Genomic DNA, 25,305 nt, shown 5'->3' with positions numbered 1-25,305 from the left:
TTTATACCCATTTTTTCAAGTTGTTCATACTACCACAACTGACGTTTAAACTACAAGCTTGGAAAAATCGGCAAAACACTTCAGTTCTGAGTCAATAACAGCCAGCAATGCCAAACGATTATTACGAACAGCGTCATCCTCAGCCATAACCATAACGGAATCAAAGAACGCCGTTACCGCAGGGGTAATGGATGAAGCTAGCGCTAACGCCCGTGTCGCATCACCTTCCTGTAAAGCTACGCTGTAAGATTCATAAGCGCTATACCATGCTTCGTAAAGCGTTTTTTCGCCTTGTTCCGTAAACTCACCCGTATTAACTGATTTATGCACTGCTTTAGCAGCCAGATTACCTACACGATTAAAGGACTCAACTGTTGCTTTGAATACCTCACCTGTTTGTACGGCAGTCATTAACGCAGCTCCACGGTTAACAACGGAAGCAACGTCGTCATATCCAGCTGCAAGCACAGCATCCACAACGTCATAACGAAGTGTCTCAGACAATAGTTTCTTCACGCGTAATCCAAAAAACTCATGTAATTCTTTACGTATTTCATCCGCGGAACGTTTCATATTTCCAAGATTGCCGTGCACATCGAGCGCGATATTGAACACATCAGACAACGTAGCTGAAAGCTTACGATCCAACAAAATCTGCACAATACCTGCTGCCTGGCGACGAAGCGCGTAAGGGTCCTGTGAACCTGTTGGAATAATACCGATGGAGAAGCAGCCTGTAATAGTATCTATCTTGTCTGCGATACTTACAATCGCTCCAGCATTCGTTGAAGGAACCGTTTCTCCTGCATAACGCGGCTGGTAATGCTCAAACACCGCTCTTGCCACTTCTTCCTTCTCTCCAGCCTTACGAGCATAATCCTCACCCATCACACCTTGCAGTTCCGGGAACTCATATACCATTTGTGTTACCAGGTCAAATTTACAAATATCCGCTGCTCGACTAACCGATTCCTGTGTATCTGGAGAAACGCGAAGCTTCTCTGCCAGAGCATCAGCAATACGGCGGATCCGGCGCACTTTGTCTCCAACCGTTCCCAGCTCTTCGTGGAAGATGATACTTTCCAGTTTGGAGAGTGCATCCTTAATTTCCAGCTTCTGATCTTCTTCATAAAAGAATTTGGCATCAGACAGCCGCGCACGCAATACTTTTTCATTCCCTTTAGCAATGACTTCCAGCGATTGACTTCCTCCGTTACGTACCGTAACAAAATATGGCAGTAGCTCTCCTGTGCGATCCAGCACTGGAAAATAGCGTTGATGTTCACGCATGGAAGTAATGAGTACATCCTTCGGAATGTTCAGGAACGCAGGATCAAAACCTCCGAACAGTACTGTTGGGGTTTCCACCAAATACAGCACTTCTTCCAGCAAATCATCTTTTACCGCAATCGTCCAATCTTTTTCGGCAGCCAGCGCTTCAATCTGCTTCACGATAAGCGATTGACGTTCCTCAATGTCCACAATGACATGCTGCTTGCGAAGCACTTCAACATAGTCGGCTGGACTTTCTACTACGGCATCCTGTCCCAGGAAACGATGCCCTCTTGTCACATTTCCTGACTGCACGCCGGCAATCTCCAAATTAACAATATCGTTACCAAACAAGGCAATCAACCAGCGGATCGGACGAACAAATTTAAAGTCATAACTCGCCCAGCGCATAAATTTTGGGAATGTCATGGCATGTAAAATGTGCAATAAACCTTCGGACAGTACATCCGCCGTTGGAACACCTATGCTGCTCTTAGTTGCGTAAATATATTCCACGCCTCCAAGCTCCTTGAACGTGAACTGTTCAGGATCAACACCTTGGCTGCGAGCAAAGCCCAGTGCAGCCTTGCTCCAGTTACCAGCTTCGTCTAGTGCGATTTTGCGGGAAGGACCTTTAACCTCTTCGTTAATATCTTCTTGCTTCTCCGCTACTTCCTTCACAAGTACCGCCAAACGGCGAGGTGTAGCATAAGCCTCTACAGCACCATAAGCAATACGCGAGCTGTCAAGCCACGCCGTCATACGCTGCTTCAACTGCTGAATCGCATTCGGGATAAAACGTGCAGGGACTTCTTCCAATCCGATCTCAAACAATAAATCCTTAGACATTTGCCGCACCTCCTTTCTTCAACAGCGGGAAGCCCAGCTTCTCGCGCTCCTCCAGATAGGTCGCAGCCACCTGACGCGCCAAATTACGCACTCGTATAATAAACCCAGTCCGTTCCGTCACACTGATCGCTCCGCGAGCGTCCAGCAAGTTGAACGCATGAGAACATTTCAGCACATAATCATAGGCTGGAAATACAAGATGCTGCGCCATCGCTTTATTTGCCTCTTCTTCGTACATATTGAAAAGAGTAAAGAGCATTTTGACGTCAGATACTTCGAACGTATACTTGGAATGCTCAAATTCAGGCTGGTGGAAGACATCACCGTACGTGATTCCGTTGACCCACTCCAAATCGAACACATTCTCCTTGTCCTGGATGTAGGAAGCAAGACGCTCCATACCGTACGTGATTTCTACGGCAACCGGACTGGCATCAATACCGCCCACTTGCTGGAAATAGGTAAACTGGGTAATTTCCATACCGTCCAGCCATACTTCCCAACCTAAGCCCCACGCTCCCAACGTCGGTGCTTCCCAGTTGTCTTCAACGAAACGAATATCATGCTCCAGAGGGTTAATGCCTAAACGGCTCAAACTCTCCAAATACAATTCCTGAATGTTATCCGGCGAAGGCTTCAAAACTACTTGGAACTGATGATGCTGATACAGGCGATTTGGGTTCTCACCATAACGTCCGTCTGACGGACGACGAGAAGGCTCAACATAAGCTACATTCCACGGCTCAGGTCCGATCGAACGTAAATACGTCATCGGGTTCATCGTGCCTGCCCCTTTTTCCGTGTCATACGGCTGTACAATAATACAGTTGTGTTCAGCCCAAAATTGTTGCAGTGTTAAAATCATCTGCTGAAAATTCATTGGTACACGCTCCCTTTCCAATTCCCTCAAATGTTGGTGATTTCTTCTCATTTAAGCTCGTATGTACAGGGCTATTTTATCTCAAGAGCCTTGTTAGAGACAGCAAAAAGCCCCCGCCTCTACGCCTGTACAGACGTAGGGACGAGAGCTGACTCCCGCGGTTCCACCCTACTTGATTGCGATCCTATATCACCAATCAGATCGTAATCCTCTTTTCCGTGTCCAATCAGACGCTCCCGAGTGCCTTGTTCACGAAGAATTCCCGCTGGGCTTACACCGTCCCCAACTCGCTAATAACAGAGAATACATCCCGCTACTTTCTCGTTCAATGCATCTGCTCCCGAAGGAGATATATAGTAGGATATTACACGGTTTCAGCAATACAGTCAAGAGAATAGGGCGTTTCACATATCGTACTTGTCGAGCTGATCCAAAAAATTGCGGGATTTTAGCTTGACCTCCAACTGCATATCCATGAACTGACGCATGACATGTTTGATCTCCAGCTTAGTGGAGTCCTTCACGTCAATGTTGCCGAGCCGATTCAAATCCATTCTGGCGAACAAGCGCAGCAACTTCAGTGTACGTGGAGTCACGCTTAATGCAGCTGGATCAAAATGCTTGTAGCTCCGACACAAAACTCCGCCCAGCCTCGGACTGACGAACATATCCTCATCAGCACATTGTTGACCACTTGAAATACATGCATCAAGCTGAGGAGCATATCCGGCCGCCTGCAATATTTTAAATTCATAAATACTCATGACGATCAGCGGATCTTTGCCACTCTCCAGCGCCTCCAAACATGCTTTTAGCTGCTTAAACCAGAACGCACCTGTTTCCTCATCCTGTAACACCCGATCGAGTAATTCACAAGCATAAGAAGCGTAAGCAGCCTTAGTAATATCCTCGCGTAATGTATGGTGGGATTGGATGATTTCACCGGCATTCAACGTGCCTAAGCCTGTGTTTCGAAAAAAAACGAATTCACCGTACGTAAACGGCTGCGTTAAAGCAGCGTGACGGCTTTTGGACTTTTTTGCACCTCTGACCAGCACGCCTGCTTTACCTCCGCTTTCGGTGCAAAGCGTAATAATTTTGTTCCCCTCACCGTAATCCATGCTGCGGATGACGATTCCTTCCACCCTGTAAAGCATGCCTCTTCCCCCAAACATTCGCGAAGAAGCCAGTGGCTTGTACTATTCACGGGCTTCTTCATGCTCGTCCGACTCTCCTTCATCCGTATCTTGCTCCCTTGTCATGGCGCTCTCCCGGTATAACAGATACGCACCGACATCTCCAGTCATCGCAAAATACTTCCACGAAAAATCTCGCAATCGTATTCATCCTCTCTTCGGAAATGACGTTTGCATCTCAAAATTAGGATGATGCGAAGAGAAGGGAAGTATGCGATGAAATAAATGGATTGCGTTAAAAAAGGCTGCTGTATGTAGAATGGAATACGCTTCGCAAATGATTTGATCTTACGATCGCTGTTACCCCCGAATTTATTTGAATGTAAAACATACAAAGGGTTAAATTCGGGGGTAAAGGCGAACGCTATCGCTTCTTCAGATTCAAATCCTTCGCTCCGCTACATCGTGCATACAAGGCCTTTTTTAAAGCACACCTATTTCATCGCTGGAAGAAAAGGATAAAAAGAGCAAGAAGTTAAGCGCCGCACATACGCGGCGCTTTAAATGATCAGGAGACTATTACTATCTCAGCCAAGAGATCGGGACGGCTTTTTTATGATGCTTACTACAACTATACATATTTATTTAATATCAATTTTTAACCTCAATAAACCCTTGAACTAAAGTGACGTAGAATCGAGTTCTGTTTTTAAGCGTCGCGATGAAAGCCAAGGTCACGAAGGACGCGTTCCTGGTTGCGCCAGTCTTTTTTGACCTTAACCCAAAGTTCCAGAAAAATCTTGGAGCCTAACAGGTTTTGGATATCCTGGCGTGCCTGTTTGCCCACTTCTTTGAGCATGGCTCCCTGTTTGCCGATAATAATCCCCTTCTGGGAGTCACGTTCTACAAAAATAACAGCCATAATATGCACTACACCATTATCCTGCACTTTCATATCTTCAATCATAACCGCAATAGAATGGGGTACTTCCTCACGTGTCATATGCAGAATTTTTTCACGCACCAGCTCGGCAATGACAAACTGTTCTGGATGATCGGTAATTTGATCATCCGGATAATATTGCGGACCTTCTGGTAAGTATTTTTGCACCTGCTCCAGCAGGGTGTTTACATTGTTGCCCATTTTGGCCGAGATGGGTACGATTTCTGCAAAGTCGTACAACTTGCGATACTGCTCAATCAGGGGTAACAATGCTTCTGGCTCAATACGATCAATTTTATTCAGCACCAAAATAACTGGCGTTTTTACTTGTTTAAGCTGTTCCGCAATAAAACGGTCGCCACCGCCTAGACCTTCAGCAGCGTCAATAAGAAAAAGTACCGCTTCTACTTCACCCAACGTATTAAAAGCAGTCTGATTCATGTAATCGCCTAATTTTGACTGACGCTTATGAATCCCGGGTGTATCCAAAAATACAATTTGCGTGTCCTCTGTAGTAAATACGCCGTGAATTTTGTTGCGTGTAGTTTGTGGCTTGTCTGACATAATGGCGATCTTCTGCCCAATGACGTGGTTCATCAGTGTTGATTTTCCGACATTAGGTCTGCCAACAATTGCGACAAAGCCTGATTTAAAGTGTTTCTTAGCCATTTCATTTCCTCCAGCGCGATTAAGCACCTATTTTATTTGGGTTTTTCCATTAAAACAGCGAACTAATTAACGTCAACATAGGCCTATAAAACACAAATATACCAATAATTACAGCAAAAACCGCTGCCAGGAGCACGGCTCCGGCGGCGGTGTCTTTAGCCGCTTTGGCCAGCGGATGAATATCAGGTGAGATGAGATCCACCGCTGCTTCAACAGCGGTGTTGAACAGTTCGGCTACAATGACTATAGCGATAGCCACGCAGACGAATAACCAGTCGAGCCGGGAGATGTGCAGAGTTAAGCCTGCTACAATGACAAGGAGCGCCACGGCCACATGTATCCGCATATTTACTTGCGTACGCAGAGCGTACATCACGCCTTCTGCCGCATAGCGAAAAGTCATTCTCCAAGGCTGACGTCTCATTACCTTGTCAACCCCGCTTGAGCCAGTACAGCTTCCTGTTTGCCCATCATTTCAGCTTCACTCACATCATCCTGATGATCATAGCCTAACAGATGAAGAAAGCCGTGAACAAACAAAAAACCGATTTCACGCTCAATCGAATGTCCGTATTCTTCACTCTGAGCTTGCGCTGTTTGTACAGAGATTATAATATCCCCCAAAACATCAGGTACATCATTCAATGAATTTTCATCATTCGGTTCGTAAATAATTTCAAGCTCTTCATCCAGTGTTTCCTTCATAGCAAAAGACAACACATCGGTGGGACGATCAATTCCCCGATAGTCCCTGTTCAACTCATGAATTTGCTCATCATTAACGAAGGTAAGGGCTACCTCACCGTCAGTGACTCCTTCCACTTTGCCTGCCTCCTCTAATAAGGTGTTCAGCAGCGTAATCAAGGATTCGTTAATTACCATATCGTTTTGTTCATTATTCCAAGCTAATTGAAGGCCCATGCCAACCGCTCCTTTTAATTCTAGTGCTCTAACCGTACTTCATGCACAAGTTATATTAAGCTTTTCCGTTTTCAGACTTGGGCCTTTCCTCCGGATACTCAATACGGGAATGAAAAATCCCCATTACTGTTTCCTTGAGGGTTTGAGCCACGATATCAAGCTCCCGCATGGTCAGCTCGCAGTCGTTGAATTGGTGATCATCAAGACGGCTCTTAATAATTTTCTCAATCATGGATTCCACTTGTTCCACTGTCGGCTTCCGTAAGGAACGAACTGCTGCCTCCACGCTATCAGCAATTCCCACCACAGCAGACTCTTTAGACTGAGCCTTCGGTCCCGGATAACGGAAATCATCCTCCGTGAAGTCAGGCTCCACCCCCCGCTCTTCAGCTTCGCGCAACGCCTTGTGATAAAAATAGTGTAAGAATGTCGTTCCGTGGTGCTGCTCGGCAATGTCGCGAATGGGCTTGGGTAGCTTGTAATCCAATTGCATTTCCACGCCGTCACGAGCATGGGCGATAATGATGGATTTGCTCAGCTTGGGCTCTATTGTATCATGTGGATTTTCCAACCCATTTTGATTTTCAATGAAGTACGAAGGCCTCTTGGTTTTACCAATATCATGATAATACGAACCAACCCGGCACAACAAGCCGTTTGCCCCTATAGCCTCCGCTGCGGCCTCTGACAGATTACCCACCATTACACTATGATGATACGTTCCCGGTGTCTCCGTAAGCAGCTTGCGGAGCAATGGATGATTGGGATTTGACAGCTCAACAAGCTTCAGTGCCGACAAGATACCAAAGGTAGACTCAAAAAATGGCATTAGCCCAATAACAAGTATTGCTGTTATCAGACCACCTGCAAAAGCAAAAGCTACCCCATAGAGCGTCGTCGTTTGAGTCCAATTCCCTTGGTCAATCAGTGCCAGAGAAAAAACAGACAGGGCACCGAACAGGCATACCATAATCGCCCCTTTGAACAGTGTTGAACGCTGGCTGGCTCGATGAGTAGAGAAAATCGCTGCCAGACAGACCACAATAGCAAAAAATCCAAAATTAAAGTCGAAAATTTGTCCCTGACGGACATTCAAAATAACACTTGCCAATATACTGAATATAACGGCACATACGAAAGCCAACGACATATCAAGCAACAGCGTTACGAGCATAGCTCCAAGCGCGATAGGCGCCAGATAGCCGAGATAGGAACGTTCATTGTTCTGCAGTATGGAAATTAACATCATTGCTCCAACTGTTATCACAAAGATTAATACTAGCATGAGCAACTGCGCATTATTATACTTGAAGTTTCGTGTTCGTGATTGAAATTGACGAATATACATAAACAGGCCCAATGCCAGCATCATAGACAACATCAGCAGTCCAAATTGTGGCCAATAATTGATTTTATCCTTGAGCAATTCATTTTCATCAAGCAGTGTATAGATTTCCTGGGTAATAATCTCACCCTTCTTGACGAGTACTTCACCCTGTTTAATGTAAACTGTCGGTGTATCTTCACGAGCCTGTACCTTTGCGTCCTTCGTAGCTGTATCATCATAAAACTTGTTGGCGGTAATCACAAGCCTTGCAAGTTCCTGAACAACCTCCCGTGAAGTACGCTTAGTAAGCGAGCTTGTACTAACCCGCTCAGCTACTTTCGCTCGGGCTGTCTGAGCATCCGTAATTTGATCATTCATCAACCCTGTCACAATCTCACGGGCAACAGGCCGCATTTCAGCAATATCCTCAGATGTAAGGCGCGGAATTTTAATGAATGTCTCCTCTGGAATTCGGTACGTTTGCTCTTTCGTTTTTTCCAGCACTTCATCCAGCAACTTATCTGGGTAGGCATCCGCATTACGGCTGTTATTCACAAAATTTTGTACAAATTCCCGTGCACGTTGCGGAATCTCATCCTTATAAATCGAAATCTTATCTGCTCTGGAGACCTGGTCATCCTGATTGAGCCGTTCAATTCGATCCAAAATACCAGTAATCAGGTTATCGTTGCGAACGGGCACAATGGTATACATGGGCTGCACACGTTCAGCTGATTCCTCTTGAGCCTTCAAAGTCGCCTTACTGTTAGGAAGCTGCATCGGGGCGACAATTTCCTTTTCACTCGGTTGATTTACCCGAATATCATAACGCTCGGGAAGCAGCTTGGACGCAAAGCCTACATAAAAAAGAACCACCAAAAATAAAAACAGAAGATAGCGTGTCGCCACGCTATACTTCCATCCATTCATTCTATGCTGGAACGTTTTCCCTTTAGATAATTCCTTCGAGATCATCTAAAACAATCCCTCTCCATCATCTTTTTCAAGGCAGCTACACTGCTCATTTTATACTTTTTCTGGTCGTACACGACATACTCGTGATTGAATGACTATCCTTGATTTTCGGCAACTCGGTCATAAGCAACAATAATTTTTTGAACCAGGGAATGACGGACAACATCCTCTTCTGCAAACTGGACAAAGCCTATTTCCTCAATCCCTTGTAAAATCGCATTTGCTTCAATCAGACCGGATTTTTTGCCACGAGGCAAATCAATTTGCGTGACATCGCCGGTAATGACCATTTTGGAGCCGAAGCCAAGTCGAGTCAAAAACATTTTCATTTGCTCGGGTGTAGTGTTTTGCGCTTCGTCCAAAATAATAAAAGAGTCATCCAGCGTACGTCCCCGCATATAAGCCAAAGGTGCAATTTCTATTAATCCGCGCTCCAGTGCCTTTGCAGTCTGCTCTGGGCCCATCACATCGTATAGGGCATCATACAATGGGCGTAAATACGGATCAACCTTTTCCTGTAAATCCCCTGGTAAAAAACCTAAATTTTCACCTGCTTCCACCGCAGGACGAGTCAGTACAATGCGCTTGACTGAACCTTCCTTCAGGGCAGCTACGGCCAGCACTACAGCCAGATAGGTTTTACCAGTACCCGCCGGGCCAATTCCAAATACAATATCGCGTTTCTTAATCGTGGTTACATAGTGCTTTTGTCCAATCGTTTTGACGCGAATCGGTTTACCCCGGAACGTCGTCGTAATTTCACCCTTGAACAAATCGAGCAGCTGATCAGCGCGCAAATCTTTTGCCAGTTCAATCGCATAATGGACATCCCTTTCGGTCAGTATATACCCATTGCGAATTAACTGGAGTAATACGTCGAACAATTGTTCGAGCACTTCCACCTCGTGAGCATTACCAAAAACATTAACTTCTGCCTCACGAGATGCTATTTTTGCGGGAATAGCTGCTTCGATTAATTTCAAAAAGGAATCCTGCGGGCCAAATAACGCCTGTCCTTCTCCCGCATTGTTCAATGCAATTTGTATGCTGCGTTGTTGTTCTGCCAAATAGCCTCATTCTCCTTGGTTATGAACTAACGGAAGTTCTTCCGCAATATCCTGCTCCACTTCAAAAAGCACTTTCATATAAACTTTACCATTCTCTCTCTTCTCATGCAAAATTTTTTGGCTCATTATTTTCGTTCCTTTGCCGTATTTAGCTAAAATATCAGCTCGCGCGCCTTCTAAACCTGACATTTTCGCTTCTGTTTCCGTAAGCTTCTGCTCCTGTATCTTTGTCTCTCTCACACTTTCGGTCATCCAACCCACCGGAAGTTTGTAGGAACGCCATGTTAGCGGATCATGTTCAACTGTTGTTTTATGTGTAGAATAAGGTATTTTCCCATATCCCCATAATTGTATCGCACGGTTGCCTAATACCAGATATAAGCGGTCGTGACTGGTACCTGTATACGTGCTGCTGCGTTGCACCATGGGACTGCTAATTTCGTATTCATGCCATACAAGACCCTTAACCTCTCCTTTGGCTACGACCTGCTGTTGGTTCTCCTCATCTCCAAGCGTTCCAGAGATGAGGATGGCTCCTTTTTTGACACGCGTATTTTTATGCACGACAGGACGACCCTGCTCGGCAAAAATTTCAGTAACTACCGCATCTGCCTTACTAATGATATGACGAGGGCTGTAGAGCGGCGCAGGGGTAGGCTGTGAAGCTTCAACAACCTGAATCGTCACCAAAGTACCCTGCTTTTCCACACCGATCCAGGATGCTTCTGGAAGCTTCTGCATGAGCGCACGTGAAAGCTTGTCTTGACTGGATAGACGAAAGCTCCATTGAAATGGATACAGACCCTCCTGTCGAGCGGCTTTGAGAACGGATTCCGTCGATAGTTTATCATTCCCCTTTACTTCAATGTCCCAGATAAGTGAAGACATCAGCAGGAGACCTATCCAGAACAAAGCCAATCCAGCCAGGAAAAACTTACGTTTGGCAAGTCGTGCAGCAGTAAAGGGAAGCCCTTGCCGCTTCAGAACATGCATTTTACAGCCTGTCCTTCTCAAAAGCGGGCGTAGGAGGAAGACGTGCGGCAGTAGAAGGTTCATTTCTGCATGTCTAGTACCCATCGGCCGCACGTTCCACACAGGTAAATGGTGATCGGTGAGTAAATTAATGAAAGCTTCCACACTTTCGCCCTTGATAGCAAGGGTAACCGTACCACGCAGCTTTGCTAAAGCAGGATGTTTCACGAGCCTTCCTCCGTTCCTTCCATTTGGATATCCGTTATATGTCCCTCCACACTTACCTGCTCTGGCAGAATAGACGTAATGACTAGATCATGGCCGGACACCCTCAGCCTGCCTTGCGCAAGTGCAAGTACGAGCTGATCCGGCGTGAAATCCACCACGCCCCGGTGATTCTCCACATAAAGCTGACGGCTGCCGATGAGGGTTAACCGCGGCAGGTCAAATAGAATGTCCTGCGGAAGCTCCAGCGTCTCGCTGGCCCACTTTCGCAGTTTGCGGCTCATCCTGCTCATACGGCGAAATCTCCCTTCCTGTCATCAAAATATTTGTTATCCAACGGCTTAGAGTTGTTTTGATGACAGCACGCTGCTATTTTTTCATCTTCTGTTATTGCCATCCGGTACCCATAGATGTTTCAAGGCAGCTACGCTGCTGGCTTTCCATCTTATATTCTTATTATCAGTGAACACCATTACACCAGCGCCACAGATATCTGTACTGTACATTTTATGATCCAGTCGCGGCATTTATGAGGCTAAACTTACAATTCGTAGTAGCTACTATATTGCAGAGGAAAAAGATGTGTCCTTTCAAAATTCACAACAAAAAAGACAACCTCATTTTCATATTGAAAACAAAGGTTGTCTTCTTTTGAATTTCATTAAATGACACGGTTATTTTTCGCTATCTCGATTTAAAAGAGAGTTTTTTCTAGAGTATAAGAAGTAAACAGCCATACCAATGACAAGCCAAATAATAAAGCGAATAAATGTCTGGCCATTCAAATTAAGAATGAGCACCCCACATGAAACGATAGCCAGGATCGGGATATACGGAACTCCAGGACATCGGAAGGCCCTTGGCAAGTCAGGTTGTGTTTTTCTCATAACGATAACGGCGACCGAAATCAGAATAAATGCTGACAAGGTTCCAATGTTCACCAAACTTGCTAACTCATCCAGCGGAATCAGTCCACCCATTAATGCAGATAAAGTGCCGAAAAACAACGTGTTAATGTAGGGCGTTTTGTATTTGGAATGAACCTTGGATAATACTTTGGGGACTAAGCCGTCACGTGACATAGCAAACATAATACGAGTTTGACCATAGAGCATTACCAGCATGACCGTTGTCATCCCTAAGATGGCTCCTATATCTACAATACCTGCAACCCAGTTCTGGCCTGCAACCTGCAATACCAATGACACGGGGTGAGAGATACCTTCAAATTGCATAAACGGTACTATACCAGTCATAATCGCGCTAACAATGACATACAAAAACGTACAAATAATGAGAGAGAAAATAATGCCTCGCGGTAAATTAGTAGTGGGATTTTTAGTTTCTTCAGCCGCTGATGAAACAGCATCAAAACCAATAAAAGAAAAAAACACAAGAGCTGCGGCTCCAAACACCCCACTGAACCCAAACGGCATAAACGGTGTCCAATTATCCGGCTTCACATATCTAAAAGCAACAATGATAAATAATAAAATAACAACAATTTTTATGATTACCATGATGTTGTTTATCCGTTTTGATTCTTTTATCCCTAAATAAAGCAAGAACGTGATACCCATCAAAATTAAAAAAGCTGGGAGATTAAAATAAGTAGTTTGGTCTTTCAAAGCCCCCGGTGCGGCAGTGAATTCAAGCGGAATGTGAAGGCCAATTCCGTTCAAAAATGATACAAAGTAACCCGACCAACCTGCGGAAACGGCGCTGGCTGCCAGCATGTATTCCAAAATTAAATCCCATCCAATAATAAAGGCCAATAGCTCCCCCATCGTAGCATATGTAAAGGTGTAAACAGAACCGGATACTGGAACGGTGGATGCAAACTCCGCATAAGCCAATGCTGCGAATAAACACGCGAGTCCCGCAATCACAAAAGAAAGAACCAAGCCTGGACCAGCCGTAACTGCTCCTGTACCTGTCAACACAAAAATTCCCGTTCCGATAATGGCTCCAATTCCAAGCATCGTTAAATCAAACGCACCCAGCTCCCTTTTGAGTGCTTTTTCCCCTCGCGTAGCGGCAATCAACTGATCAATGCTTTTCTTTCTAAACAAGCTATTTCCCATCGATCCCATCCTCCTAAAAATTAATTTTTCCATTTTTATAACCTTGTTGTATCACCTCGATATAAATAAAATTTTAGGTAAAATTGGAGTGAATTTCATAAGTATCTATCATTGAGAACATTATATATAAAAAAGAAAAAATGAAAACTGCTTTCGGAAAGCTCCATTCATATTGTTACATTTGATCATTTTTCAGGAATATATTTTCATAAATGAGGCGCTAAATTAGACAAAATGCCACCATTTTAGATGACAACAAATGTGAGAAAGCTAGAGCACACAAGGGATTATCACATTCGTTGTCAGGTAATTAGAGCATTTGTCGTTAATTCACTTTTTATTCCGAGCATGGTTATGTATTCCTAAAGCATCACAAAAAAAGATCCGCCACAGCCAAAGCCGTGACGGATCCACTATCATTTTAACGTCTTCCTCCACCCATGTAGCGCTTGGAACGTGGAGGACCTAATATTTCTGCCCAAATCACACCTCTGCGCAGATCAGCCGTATCCACCGTATTACGGTCTTGCGAAGCTATCTCTGGCGCATCTGTAATTTCCCCTGACTCCCTCGCATTGGATATACGATCGAGACGGGCTAAAACCATTTTTCGTTCTTCTTCCATAGCACGGATCCGGTCCTCTAGAGTCGAACCATTATCTAATAAATCCCGGTCCATCCGTTCTTCGGTTTCCGACCGATCGCCCATTTCTTCTATGCGACGAGCTTCCATAACCGTCCGTCGTTCATTAGGAAATTGACGTTGCAACTCTCCAGCAATATCCTGCTGACGTTGCTCTTGCCCATGTTCCATTGTGAAGGGTCTGGATGACGTCGAGGGTCCACGAGAACCATGATCACCACCAAAGGTAGGCATACCTTTTCGCGGCGGTGATTTCCGCCCTGTACCTTGGATGCTTTTCCCCAAAAAGGACACCAAAGCAAAGCCAATCACGATCAGGATATACAAATGTTCAAAGATCCAGCTGATAAAGTTCATTACTCACCACCTAGCTGCCGTAATTCATCGGCTATGTCCCGTTATTAATCCCGGTTTTTGTTGTCATTCCCCGAGTTCTCATTCGGTTTGCCTAAGGAGCCACGCATTTGCGTATCCGCCTCAATATTTTTCAAATTCATATAGTCCATGACACCAAGCTTCCCGCCGCGTAGCGCTTCAGCCATTGCCAGCGGTACTTCGGATTCGGATTCCACCACGCGTGCTCTCATTTCTACAACACGTGCCTTCATTTCCTGCTCCTGCGCTACAGCCATCGCACGCCGCTCTTCCGCTTTTGCCTGCGCAATACGTTTGTCGGCTTCCGCCTGCTCTGTTTGCAGAAAAGCACCAATATTTTTACCTACATCAACGTCCGCAATATCAATGGACAGGATTTCAAATGCTGTCCCGGCATCCAAACCTTTGGACAATACGGTTCTTGAAATTGAATCCGGGTTCTCCAGCACGTCCTTATGCGAGTTACTGGAACCTACGGTCGTAACAATACCTTCACCGACCCGTGCAATAATCGTTTCTTCTCCAGCACCCCCAACAAGTCGATCAATGTTGGCACGCACCGTAACACGAGCTTTAACCTTCACTTCAATACCATCCTTGGCGACCGCAGCAACAATAGGTGTCTCAATAACACGCGGATTAACGCTCATTTGGACCGCTTGCAGAACATCCCGTCCAGCAAGATCAATCGCTGCCGCACGTTCAAACTCAAGCGGAATGTTAGCACGCTGCGCAGCAATCAACGCATTGATCACTCGGTCTACATTCCCTCCTGCGAGAAAGTGGCTTTCCAGCTGGTTGATGTTCAAGCCCAGACCCGCCTTGGTTGCCTTAATGAGCGGATTGACAATTCGGCTTGGCGTGACGCGCCGTAAGCGCATAGCTACCAGCGTAATGATGCCAATGCGCACACCCGAAGCCAATGCTGAAATCCACAGCATCACCGGGAAGAAACTAAAAAATACGCTCAATACAATAATCACTACAACGGCAATCAGCAAAACGCTGACAATACCCGATTCGAACACTCGCATCATCCTCCATTAATCTAATTCTTTGTTATTTGCTTGTTTAGACGCTAGTGTCTGCCTTGACCACAATTCGCCCGCCTTCTACTTTGGATACTATAATCGGCATATCTGTAGCAATAAACTCGCCGTTCGTTACAACATCGACTCGCTCATCAGCGATCAGCACCGTTCCGGCTGGACGAAGTGGAGTCAGACTGACACCCCTTTGACCTAATAGCATTTCCCGGTTCACAACTGAAGAAAAACCTTGTTCAGCCGTTAAACTTTCTTTAAGTATAAAACGGTTCCATATCCCTCGGTCCTTGAATACAACCGCGATGATCGCTACCACGGCAACCGCAGCTGCAAAGGCAATGCCCAAAGATATAAACGCATGCTGCATGTTGTATGCTGCACGAACAACTCCGGCGACAAGGCTGACGGAACCCAAAATGCCCAAAATACCAAAACTCGGGATGAACATTTCAAGTATAAGCAGAGCCAGACCGATAATAAACAACAACCACGTCTCCGAACCTGCAAAACCAGCGATATAATTGCCGAAAAAATACAAACCAAATCCGAGTATGCCCAAAATTCCCGGTACACCAAAACCGGGTACGATCAACTCAATAACAATACCTGCGATACCGATAAATAAAAGCAACGTCTGTACAATTGGGTTGGTCAATATCTCGGCTGCTTTTTCAGCCCATGTTCGCTCCACGTGAATGACATCATCCGTGCTGTAGCCCATCCACTGGATAACCTCTTGTTCGGAAGACGCGATGTGATCCGCATAACCCAACTTTAGCGCTTCCTCACTGGTTAAAGAAATGATCTGACCATTTTCCTTGTTAAAGTTCATCTCAGGAATAGATATGGTCGTTTTAGAGTCAACCATACCTCTGGCAATATCCGGATTACGTCCGCCAGCTTCTGCGGCAGATGCCATGCTACTCTTCCACCAGGCTATCGTTTTTGGATCTGTGATAGCCTGCCCCCCGCCGTCTACTAACGCTGCTGCTCCGATGATACTCCCCGGTTTCATAACAATCTTGTTTGCGCTCAACGCAATATAGCTACCCGCTGAGGCCGCTTCGCCCCTTATATAGGCTACGGTCGGAATTGGACTGTCTTTAATCAGTTTGCCCAGCTTCTCCGCTGTATCTACCCGTCCACCGGGAGTGTTAATATCCAGTAAAATCAGACCTGCTTTGGAATCTGCTGCTTCTGCAAATCCACGTTCCATAAATTTGCCCAGGCCATGCTCAATTTCCTGATCGACTGGTATAACAAACACAGCTCCACCTTTCGTTTGGGCCGCCGCTGATTCGGAATGAACTAAGGGCAACAGCAAAACGGATACCATAATCCACAACGTTAAAAGGGTCCATTTGCGACAGGAGTGGTGATGTTCTCTATGCATTTCTCTCCCCCCTTTCGATCTTTCTATGTTACAGCATACCAAACTTTGTTAGACAACTATACAGTTTTCAGGATGTAATGTGAAATTATTGGGTATATTGCTAATCCTGACGGCTGCCAAATACTTTACGCACCCAACAAACATCACGTTTCACACAATTAACAATAGCGCTTACATAAAAGTATCTTCTCATCATTACATTCTATGGTAGGCAACACATATATAGAAATAACACCCTCTGTAAACAGAGGGTGTTGTGTTTTCCTGTTTGTCGCAGGTTTATTGCAGAAATTGCTGAACCGCTTGGTTCACGAGCTTACCGTCAGCGCGGCCTTTTACCTTAGGCATCAAGGCCGTCATTACTTTCCCCATCTCGGCTTTCGAAGAAGCACCGGTTTCCTGGATGGTCTGCTGTACAATAACTTTAATTTCTTCCTCAGAAAGTTGTTCGGGAAGGTACTGAGCGATGATCTCTATTTCTGCTTTAGTGCTTGTCGCAAGTTCATCACGACCGGCTTTTTCAAATTCATGGAGGGCATCTTTTCGCTGTTTGATCTCACGACTCAGAATATCAAGCACTTCGTTGTCGTCCAAATCCCGTTTCAAATCTATTTCAAGATTTTTAATCGTAGAACGAACCATTCGAATGGTGGAGAGTTTGAACTTGTCCTTACTCTTCATTGCTTGCTTCATATCTTCGTTCAATCGTTCGCTCAAATTCATGATTGCTTAGATCCTCCTAGAACTTTCTCTTACGAGCAGCCTCGGACTTTTTCTTGCGCTTTACGCTTGGCTTTTCATAATGCTTGCGTTTCTTCACCTCAGCCAATACGCCATCCTTAGCAATGGAACGTTTAAAGCGACGAAGTGCAGCATCAATTGTCTCGTTTTTGCGAACTTTAGTTTCAGACACCAGTTTTCCCTCCCTCCGACCAGACCGTCCAAGAGCAATAACACGGTTCATCAAATTTTATTATAGGTGAAACGGAAACCAGGTGTCAACCTATAAGAAAAAATGAATACATAAAGGGCCACTTTTCTCCATTCACATCCGTATTACTGAAAAGACAAGCTCTGTCATTTTTTAAGAATGTGAGTCCGAAATACCTGTCAAGGCACCCAATTTGGCGCCGCCCAGTAAGTGATAATGCAGATGCCCCACCGCTTGTCCACTATCCGGGCCACAGTTGTTAATCAACCGATAACCAGACTCGGCGATTCCTAACTTTTTCGCAACCTCAACCGCAACACGATGAATCTCCGCGATAAGTGGAAGATCCTCCTCCGTCACAGCGTTCATCGAAGGAATATATTTTTTGGGAATAATGAGCACGTGTACTGGCGCCGCAGGCTGGATGTCATGAAATGCGAGCACATTGTCGGTTTCCAACACCTTTTTGCTGGGGATGGTTCCATCCACAATTTTCAAAAACAGATCGTCCATTCAAAACCCTCCTTTGGCAGTGAGCCGATCATAAGTAAATAGGCATAAACAGCCCTTGCTCTCGGCATTCAAAGTTATGTATTTCCCACACTGAATAGAAACATATACAGCCATGTTTGGTTATACTTATGTTTCTATATGTATCATAACGGAAAAAGGGTCTTAATACCAGTTTCCCTTACTAACTTCCTCTATAATGGCTTTCACCCCTCCATCAATTTGATCCAGCTGCGCGCGCGAAATACTTATGCGCAAAAACTTCTCTTGTTCCCTATAGCCTGATAAATAAAAGCCCTTGCCAGCTACAACCTGGATGTTCCTCGCGGAAAGACACTGTACCAAGCGTTCCAAATTCACCGTCCGAGGCAGTTTAAACTGCATATAAACTCCTGAAGTTACAGCTGAAGTCTGAACGTATCCGGCCTGATTGTATCGTTCCACAGCCTTATTAAGAGCACGAACGCGCTCCGAATACAGTTTGCATATCGTGTGCTTGTGGCGCTCATACATTCCATTTTTAATATAAATATCAAGCGCCGCCTGAGACAAAATAGACGTGTCGACATATCTTTTATAGGTATTAAACGTCTTCAATAGGGCTTCTGGCAATACCGCAACTCCTAATCGCAAGCCGGGGAAAATGATTTTCGAGAAGCTTTTCAAATAAATAACCTGGTCCGTCTGGTCGTATGCATAAATGGGATCAAACAGATGATCGGCCCCCAAATCTGCCATATAGTCATCTTCTACGATGTACACATCATATTTGGCGGCTAAGGCAGCTATCGCTTTTCGCTCCTCTGTGTTGTAAGAGACTCCTAATGGATTATGATATCTTGACATGGTATAAAAAAACTTGATGCTCTCGTTCTTAAATTGATTCTCCAATTCGTGAAAATCCATACCTTCCGCTGTCCGGACGATGGTACTGACGGGTATGTTCTCTTCCTCCAGAAAACGCAAATATATATCGTAACTTGGCTGCTCGACCAAAACCTTTTCTTTGCCATTGGGAAATGGCATTTTAGCGAGTATCTCCAATGCCTGCTGAACACCCGAAGTAACGATAATCCGATCCACTTTTGCAAACACCTGAGTATCAGCTAAATGGGAAACCAACGTATGACGCAGTGTTTCCAGTCCTTGCGAATCGCCATAAGTGAACAGATGATATTTGTAGGTGTCAATAGCCTGATTCAAACAATGTTGGAAATCCAGATAAGGGAATACATTTAAATCCGGGGAGGCCGAAGCAAAATCAACGAAGTCTTGCATATGGCTATGGTGTAAATCGCCCGAATTTTCCACTACATAGTATCCACTTTGCGGTATGGAATAGATGGCGTGTTTCTTTTCAAGTTCAGCGTATGCCCGCAAAATCGTGCTTTTGCTGCACCTGTATAATTCAGAAGCCTCACGGACCGACGGCAGCTTGTAACCTGATTTATATTGTCCCTCGCGAATTTTAAGCTCTATATCCAATAAAATTGATACATATTTTTTCACAATATCCACCCACCTGCTCTTTACATACTCATTAAATGCTCATTTCATTACATGCTTATTCCGTCTTATGTTTCTTTCACGCTAGATGTTACCATGGTTTATGGATAAACAGGATACCTTATTTCATTGAACTGTACTGATACAGTTTCAATTATTGGATCATATTTGGGATGGTTTACGTGAAAAAGAGGCTGTTTCTTCATAAAGGAAGAAACAGCCTTGCATGGTGATGATGTATGGATGCGCCTTAAAGTCACTTGTACTGTACAAGAGCTGTAGGCGGGAGAGAGCAGAGAATTCACTATATCTGGCGACTAAGAAATTAGGATTAGTAATAAGGCAGCAAGCTGATCGCTGTCAACGCTGCAAGTGGCAGAATCAAACGATTAAAGCGACGGCGTCCGTAGGGGAACCCATATGCATAAGCAGGTACTGGATACGGGTACGGATACGGATACGGAGGATAAGATGCATAGCCACCATAAGCACGGGAACCGCAGCCACAATTGTTAGGCGGATACGGGAGATTAACATTGACATTCTCCATCTCGTCTCCACCCATAGGAACGGCTAAGTATATCTTTTCATCATCCACATGCTCTACAATGCCATCATACATTGTCCCGTCCTTCACCCATACGCATACATAACGATGCATATGCTTTTGACATAGTGTTTTAGCATCCGTCTGTTCCGGTGCTGTAACTTTTTCGGTTGTCATGCTTTTTTCCATGGTTGTTTCCTCCTAGGCTCTGCATGTATACCGTATGTTATTCAAAAACGGGCCATTTGCTACATCAAATTGGGCGAATTCCGGCTTGCAAAAAAAAGAAGCACCCCGGGAGCTCTTGGCAGAGCCCCTCTGAACGGACGTATGATGGGAAGATTTCTTCCGCAGCATACGTCCGCCGGGGTGCTGTATGATTAACTTGTCGGCTTGGCTGTATTATAACAATAGTTTGAAACTGTATCTGTGACCTGTATCACATTACTTCAAAAAGTTTCCATAACCACACGTGATCCGCCTCCAGCCTGCTCTGCTGGAAGAACAACCAACTTGCGCGGAAGACGGGCCCGTAGTTCAGGCACATGACTAATCACACCAACAGACAATTGATCGTGGTGCAGCTTTTCCAGTGAGGTGATCACCGTGTCAAGCAGCTCAGGGTCCAACGTTCCAAAGCCTTCATCCAGAAAGAAAAATTGCAGAGGGTACTGGCCCCGCAATTGAATTTGAGCCGACAGCGCAAGCGCAAGCGACAAGGAGGTCAGGAACGTTTCGCCACCGGACAAGGTCGATACCGGACGTTTGACCCCACCGTTGGCATCGTCACTAATGACAAAACCACCGCTGGAATCTACCTCTAGCGCGTATCGCTGCTTGGTCAGAAAACGCAGGCGGCGTGAAGCCGATTGACTGACCTGCATGAGCTGCTCCTCAGCAATATATTCAACAAAGGCATTGCCGCGAAAAACAGTCTGGAGCTTGGACATTTTTTCCGCTTCACTACGCAAATGTACACGATTGGACTCCAGCTCCATCCAGCGGACGTGCCGACGCTGCAAGTCCTCTAAATCACGCTCAGCCTTGGCGCGATTTTGAAGCGCCTCTTCATCGCGTGCACGGCAATCACGTAGCTGTGCAGTGGCCGCTTCCCACTGTTCCTCTGTTACCGTTGCTCCATTCAGCTGCTCTTCGACATGCTTTAAGCGGGAAGACATCTCCTTTTCCCGTTCTCGATGTAAACTCACTTCACGCTCATAGCGTGCGGCTTCTTCCGGTCCCAGGCAGCATTCCATAACCTCTGCTTCCGTAGCAAAAGAGGAGGCTTCCAGACGACTGCCCCAACGGGACTCTGCCATCTGACGTCTTTCTTCTGCCGAGTCGGAGGCCTGCCGGGCAATCAGTGAAGCATGAACGGCTTGCTGCTTGCGTTCTTCCGCTTCAGTACGTTGTCGTGCCGCGACTTCGGCTCCGTTTTTCAGCCCCAACAGTCGCGAGGTCGCTTCTTCCAGCAATGAAGCCGCTTGGCCATCTCCAACCCACTTTCGGAGCTGGGCCAGCTTTTCGCGAAGCGAATCATCTTTGCTTTGGAGCCCTGTACGACGGGCAATAATGATTTTGTCTTCCTCGATGATACTCTGCTGTATCTGTTGAACACGCGCCGCCTTTTCTTCGAGGAAGGTCACACTCGTCTCCAGCCGGGACCGCAGCTCTTCCGCGCGCCCATCGCGCTCCTGCATGGCGCGGTAACGCTCCGCGGCTTCGTCCGGAGCGACATCCGTTAGCTGCGCCGCCCATTCGGCGCGCAGCCCCTCGCTGCGCGTGGTGCATGCCTCGCGCTTGCTCTGTGCCTGCGTCAGCGCTACAGCTGCTGCCTCCTGCTCGGCGGCGGCACGGATACGCCGCTGCTGTCCAGAGGCGTCTGCTTCGCGCAGCGCCTGTGCCTCGGCAGGCAGCGCATGCGCACGTGCGGCTAGCTCGGCTGCAGCACGTTCCAGCGCCGCGCAGCGCTCCGCCCATGCTGCGGCACCACGCGGCTCTGCTGGCGCTGCCGCAGGCGTGAAAGGCTCGCCCGTGGCGGCAGCGCCACTGTTTGCGGTGGCGGGCTGCGCCAGAAAGCTGCGTTGCTCGTGCAACTGCTGGCGCAGTGTGAGGCGCAGCTCCTGCAAACCGAGACGCAGGCGTTGCAGCTCATCCGGCGCAGCGGCATCCGCGCTATGCGCCGCGGCAACGGCAGGCGCGGGGTGATGCAGCGAGCCGCACACTGCGCACGGCTCGCCTTCGCGCAACTCGGCAGCGAGATGCTGAGCGAGACGCCCCAGCTCCTCGGCACGGAGCTCGTGGCGCAGCTGCTCCTCCTCGGCAGCCAGTGACGACATATCGGCGGTGATTTCTGCCTCCAACGTCAGCAATGCCTCAATGCCATCAGCTGCCTGTGCAGCAAGGGCAGAACGCCGTGCCTCCGTCTCCTGTGTCTCCTGGTCCGTCAGCTTTAGACGTTCGTCAGCTTGCGCAAGCCGTTTCTCCTGAGCGGTGTACTCCAGTTCAGCTTCACGCAATTGCTCATTCGCGATTTCCAGCTGTTGCAATCGTTGCACAGCCTCTTGCAGCATACGCCGCTCATCTGCCCGCACTTCATTTTGCTTTAGCTCTTGTTGAAGCTCCTGCTGTCGCTTCAAGCCTCGCGTCTGTAGCTCTTGTTCCTTTGCGAGTCCTTCTGCATGTTCAGTAAGGATTTGTTCGCTATGCACAAGCTCGGCCGCCAGACGGTCCCGTTCGGTCCGCAACGCTTCCGTATCACGCTCCAGTTGAAGCGCCTGTTCTAGTTGGTCGATCCGAAGCAATAGCTTTGGTTCTTCGGCACTGAGTGCTTGCCGGGCCTGCTCATCTGCTTGCGCAGAGACAAGCGCAGCCTCCTGCGCGGTAGCGGCCAGGACTGCCACTTCTTCGGCAGTCTTATGCCGTTTTTCCGCTTCAGCAATGGCTTCCTTCCAATCCGTCAGTGCAGGCAGCAATGCCTCGGCTGAAGTTGCTTGTCGAAGCTTACGCTCCAGTAAAGCAATGCCCGGCTCCTGTGCTGCCAACTGCTCCAGCTCGTTCAATCTTTGGCTGAGCTCGATGACCAGCTCACGGGTTTTGTTTAGCGCCTCCGATTCACGTGAGACACGCTCTAGCTCGTGACGCGAAGCTTCTGCATTGGCAATCGCCTCTTTGAGACGCAACTCTACATGTTCAAGTGCTTCAGCACTCGCATCCCCCAGCCCTTGCTGCTCCGCCTCTAATGCTTTCAGTGCGATATCGTTATCTTTCACACGACGGCTTAGCTTCTGTGCAAGTTGATCTCCGTACTTCTCCAGATGGAACAAACGCTGTAGCATCTGTCTGCGTTCACTGCCCTTTAAGGACAAGAATTCCGCAAACTTTCCCTGCGGCAATACGACAGCTCGTGTAAAATCGTCCATTTTCAGGCCGATATACTCCTCCACACAGCGCGTCACATCCTGCACCTTATCGGCAAGCACTTCCTCGCCATCCTCTGTTAACGCAATAAAACGGCTAAGCGTATTATTAACCGATACGCCTCCAGCACGTTTGAAACGTCGTTCTACACGGTAACGACGAGGTCCTTGAGCTGACATTAATTCAAACGTAAATGCAACAGACAACGTATCCTCGGCATGATTCATAATGCCTTGTGTACCATTCACTGCCCGCTCCACTTTACCGTACATAGCCAACGTAATGGCATCCAGCAGCGTTGATTTTCCACTACCCGTTGGGCCAAAAATTCCGAACAACCCAGTTTCGGTCAAATCGTCAAAGCGAATTTCCTGCGACTCCCGGTAGCTTTGCAACCCCGCCAGTTTTAGAAGGATTGGTTTCATGCGTCCTCCTCCTCAGCGTGATCTCTTGCATCATCCTGTTCCACCAGCTCCAGAAACAACTGCACTAATCCGTCATCTGGCTGTGCTCCGCCTGTCTGCCGCTGATAGAATGCCCGGAACAGCTCATGCACTGGCAGTTCTGATCGTTGGTGCTCCAGCTGTGCGGCAGCCATTTCTGGATACATGGGGCGAATATGAATGATACCTTCACGGCTTTTGCGCAGCCGCTGAATATCTCCCATTGACATTGCTTCATCCAGCGTAATTTCCAGATCAATAAAGGCATCGGCATCTAGTCCTTCGTCCAGCCAGCGATATACTTCCTCCAGACCTCCCCGTGCGTGCCACCTCACTAATGGGCGTCCACTGGTAATATACAGTTCCTCGACCTGAGCAGGCTTGCCAGCAACCACGTCAATTAACGTAACCGATTTGGCTTGTCCGGCTTCGGAAAAGCTATAAGCCAGCGGCGAGCCACTGTAACGCATCAGCCCGTCTCCTTTTACATATTGGGGACGATGCAAATGTCCTAGAGCCGTATACTGTGCCCCAATGCTCAAAGCAGACGGATCTACGGTATACGCCCCCCCGACCTGAATCGGGCGTTCCGAGTCCGACTCCAGCCCGCCGAGCACATAAATATGGCTCATTGACAAATTGACGGTGTCAGGCCGAAATGCTGTACCCAGCTGTGACATCAGCAAGCCCACACGGCGACTGTATGCCTCGCGCAAGACTGTTTCATCTCCGTCTTCAGACAATAGCTCGTTCAGACGAGACTCGGAGGGATATGGCAAGGCTGCAATGCATGCCATTTCACCCGTTCGTGGTGTACGAACGCGTACCGCTTCCCCATGGGGCAATCCCAGCAATGTAATTCCGCGCCCGCTCACCAGTGGTGTGACCGAGGATACCCTTTCCGGCTGATCATGATTGCCCGCAATGACGACTAGAGGTCTTCCTCCAGCCGTAAGACGGGCAGACGTTTCATAAAACAATTGCTCGGCTGCGGCCGAAGGATTGACTGAGTCGTATACGTCTCCAGCCATCATTATCAAATCGGCCTGCTGATCGTCAGCCATTTTCGCTAGTTCTTCCAAAAACGCCTCCTGCTCCTTCAAACGGCTGCGTCCTTCCAACGTGCGACCCAAATGCCAATCACCTGTATGCAAAATCCGCATGTTATTCC

22 protein-coding genes are annotated in these 25,305 nt (G+C 47.0%); all 22 read right to left on the bottom strand.

Features of this window, described 5'->3' with window-relative positions:
* Positions 1–45 precede the first annotated feature (45 nt).
* Positions 46–2,121: a glycine--tRNA ligase subunit beta gene (gene glyS / locus G9G53_RS16185; RefSeq protein WP_165149036.1), complete on the bottom strand. Its 2,076-nt coding sequence runs from the start codon at positions 2,119–2,121 to the stop codon at positions 46–48.
* A complete protein-coding gene (glyQ, locus tag G9G53_RS16180) occupies positions 2,114–3,001 on the bottom strand; it encodes a glycine--tRNA ligase subunit alpha (RefSeq protein WP_023989480.1) in 888 nt (295 codons plus the stop codon). The genes glyS and glyQ overlap by 8 nt, the downstream gene beginning before the upstream one ends.
* A 404-nt stretch (positions 3,002–3,405) precedes the next feature.
* The gene (gene recO, locus G9G53_RS16175) at positions 3,406–4,158 is read right to left on the bottom strand and encodes a DNA repair protein RecO (RefSeq protein WP_013311133.1); all 753 of its coding nucleotides are present in this window, start codon (positions 4,156–4,158) and stop codon (positions 3,406–3,408) included.
* Positions 4,159–4,200: 42 nt separating this feature from the next.
* A complete protein-coding gene (locus G9G53_RS16170) occupies positions 4,201–4,338 on the bottom strand; it encodes a YqzL family protein (RefSeq protein WP_080658633.1) in 138 nt (45 codons plus the stop codon).
* A gap of 508 nt (positions 4,339–4,846) precedes the next feature.
* Complete coding sequence (era, locus tag G9G53_RS16165) at positions 4,847–5,749, bottom strand: GTPase Era (RefSeq protein WP_029517791.1); 903 nt, start codon at positions 5,747–5,749, stop codon at positions 4,847–4,849.
* Between the two features lie 49 nt (positions 5,750–5,798).
* Positions 5,799–6,173, bottom strand: coding sequence for a diacylglycerol kinase family protein (locus tag G9G53_RS16160; protein ID WP_025722122.1), 375 nt, complete (start codon positions 6,171–6,173; stop codon positions 5,799–5,801).
* Positions 6,173–6,670: an rRNA maturation RNase YbeY gene (gene ybeY / locus G9G53_RS16155; protein ID WP_029517792.1), complete on the bottom strand. Its 498-nt coding sequence runs from the start codon at positions 6,668–6,670 to the stop codon at positions 6,173–6,175. Before ybeY ends, G9G53_RS16160 begins: the two co-directional genes overlap by 1 nt.
* A 55-nt stretch (positions 6,671–6,725) precedes the next feature.
* A complete protein-coding gene (locus G9G53_RS16150) occupies positions 6,726–8,972 on the bottom strand; it encodes an HD family phosphohydrolase (protein WP_165149033.1) in 2,247 nt (748 codons plus the stop codon).
* 95 nt (positions 8,973–9,067) lie between these two features.
* Positions 9,068–10,039: a PhoH family protein gene (locus G9G53_RS16145; protein ID WP_029517794.1), complete on the bottom strand. Its 972-nt coding sequence runs from the start codon at positions 10,037–10,039 to the stop codon at positions 9,068–9,070.
* 6 nt (positions 10,040–10,045) lie between these two features.
* Positions 10,046–11,239, bottom strand: coding sequence for a sporulation protein YqfD (yqfD, locus tag G9G53_RS16140; RefSeq protein ID WP_165149030.1), 1,194 nt, complete (start codon positions 11,237–11,239; stop codon positions 10,046–10,048).
* A complete protein-coding gene (gene yqfC, locus G9G53_RS16135) occupies positions 11,236–11,529 on the bottom strand; it encodes a sporulation protein YqfC (protein ID WP_029517796.1) in 294 nt (97 codons plus the stop codon). Before yqfC ends, yqfD begins: the two co-directional genes overlap by 4 nt.
* Before the next feature lie 381 nt (positions 11,530–11,910).
* Positions 11,911–13,320, bottom strand: a complete 1,410-nt coding sequence (locus tag G9G53_RS16130; RefSeq protein ID WP_165149027.1) for an amino acid permease — start codon at positions 13,318–13,320, stop codon at positions 11,911–11,913.
* Positions 13,321–13,741: 421 nt separating this feature from the next.
* Entirely contained in the window at positions 13,742–14,320 is a 579-nt protein-coding gene (locus tag G9G53_RS16125) for a hypothetical protein (protein ID WP_069010261.1), read from the bottom strand.
* A gap of 44 nt (positions 14,321–14,364) precedes the next feature.
* Positions 14,365–15,366, bottom strand: coding sequence for a flotillin-like protein FloA (gene floA / locus G9G53_RS16120; RefSeq protein WP_029517799.1), 1,002 nt, complete (start codon positions 15,364–15,366; stop codon positions 14,365–14,367).
* Between the two features lie 43 nt (positions 15,367–15,409).
* Positions 15,410–16,777, bottom strand: coding sequence for an NfeD family protein (locus tag G9G53_RS16115; RefSeq protein ID WP_165149024.1), 1,368 nt, complete (start codon positions 16,775–16,777; stop codon positions 15,410–15,412).
* A gap of 279 nt (positions 16,778–17,056) precedes the next feature.
* A complete protein-coding gene (locus G9G53_RS16110; RefSeq protein ID WP_013311146.1) occupies positions 17,057–17,500 on the bottom strand; it encodes a GatB/YqeY domain-containing protein in 444 nt (147 codons plus the stop codon).
* 16 nt (positions 17,501–17,516) lie between these two features.
* Positions 17,517–17,690: a 30S ribosomal protein S21 gene (rpsU, locus tag G9G53_RS16105; protein ID WP_005547957.1), complete on the bottom strand. Its 174-nt coding sequence runs from the start codon at positions 17,688–17,690 to the stop codon at positions 17,517–17,519.
* Between the two features lie 171 nt (positions 17,691–17,861).
* Entirely contained in the window at positions 17,862–18,221 is a 360-nt protein-coding gene (locus G9G53_RS16100; RefSeq protein ID WP_025722131.1) for a histidine triad nucleotide-binding protein, read from the bottom strand.
* Between the two features lie 162 nt (positions 18,222–18,383).
* On the bottom strand, positions 18,384–19,727 hold the full coding sequence (locus G9G53_RS16095) for an aminotransferase-like domain-containing protein (protein ID WP_165149021.1): 1,344 nt from the start codon (positions 19,725–19,727) through the stop codon (positions 18,384–18,386).
* Positions 19,728–20,055: 328 nt separating this feature from the next.
* Positions 20,056–20,460 carry a hypothetical protein gene (locus tag G9G53_RS16090; protein WP_029517802.1) on the bottom strand — a complete coding sequence of 135 codons (405 nt, stop codon included), beginning with the start codon at positions 20,458–20,460 and terminating at the stop codon, positions 20,056–20,058.
* A gap of 260 nt (positions 20,461–20,720) precedes the next feature.
* Entirely contained in the window at positions 20,721–24,116 is a 3,396-nt protein-coding gene (locus G9G53_RS16085) for an AAA family ATPase (RefSeq protein WP_165149018.1), read from the bottom strand.
* Positions 24,113–25,297: an exonuclease SbcCD subunit D gene (locus G9G53_RS16080; RefSeq protein WP_165149015.1), complete on the bottom strand. Its 1,185-nt coding sequence runs from the start codon at positions 25,295–25,297 to the stop codon at positions 24,113–24,115. The genes G9G53_RS16085 and G9G53_RS16080 overlap by 4 nt, the downstream gene beginning before the upstream one ends.
* Positions 25,298–25,305 lie beyond the last annotated feature (8 nt).

Origin of the sequence: Paenibacillus sp. EKM206P, assembly GCF_011066155.1 — a bacterium.
In the GTDB taxonomy this organism is placed as follows: Bacteria; Bacillota; Bacilli; order Paenibacillales; family Paenibacillaceae; genus Paenibacillus; species Paenibacillus polymyxa_D.
Note: the sequence above shows the minus strand (reverse complement) of the source record. Positions and strands in the feature narration are given on the sequence as shown.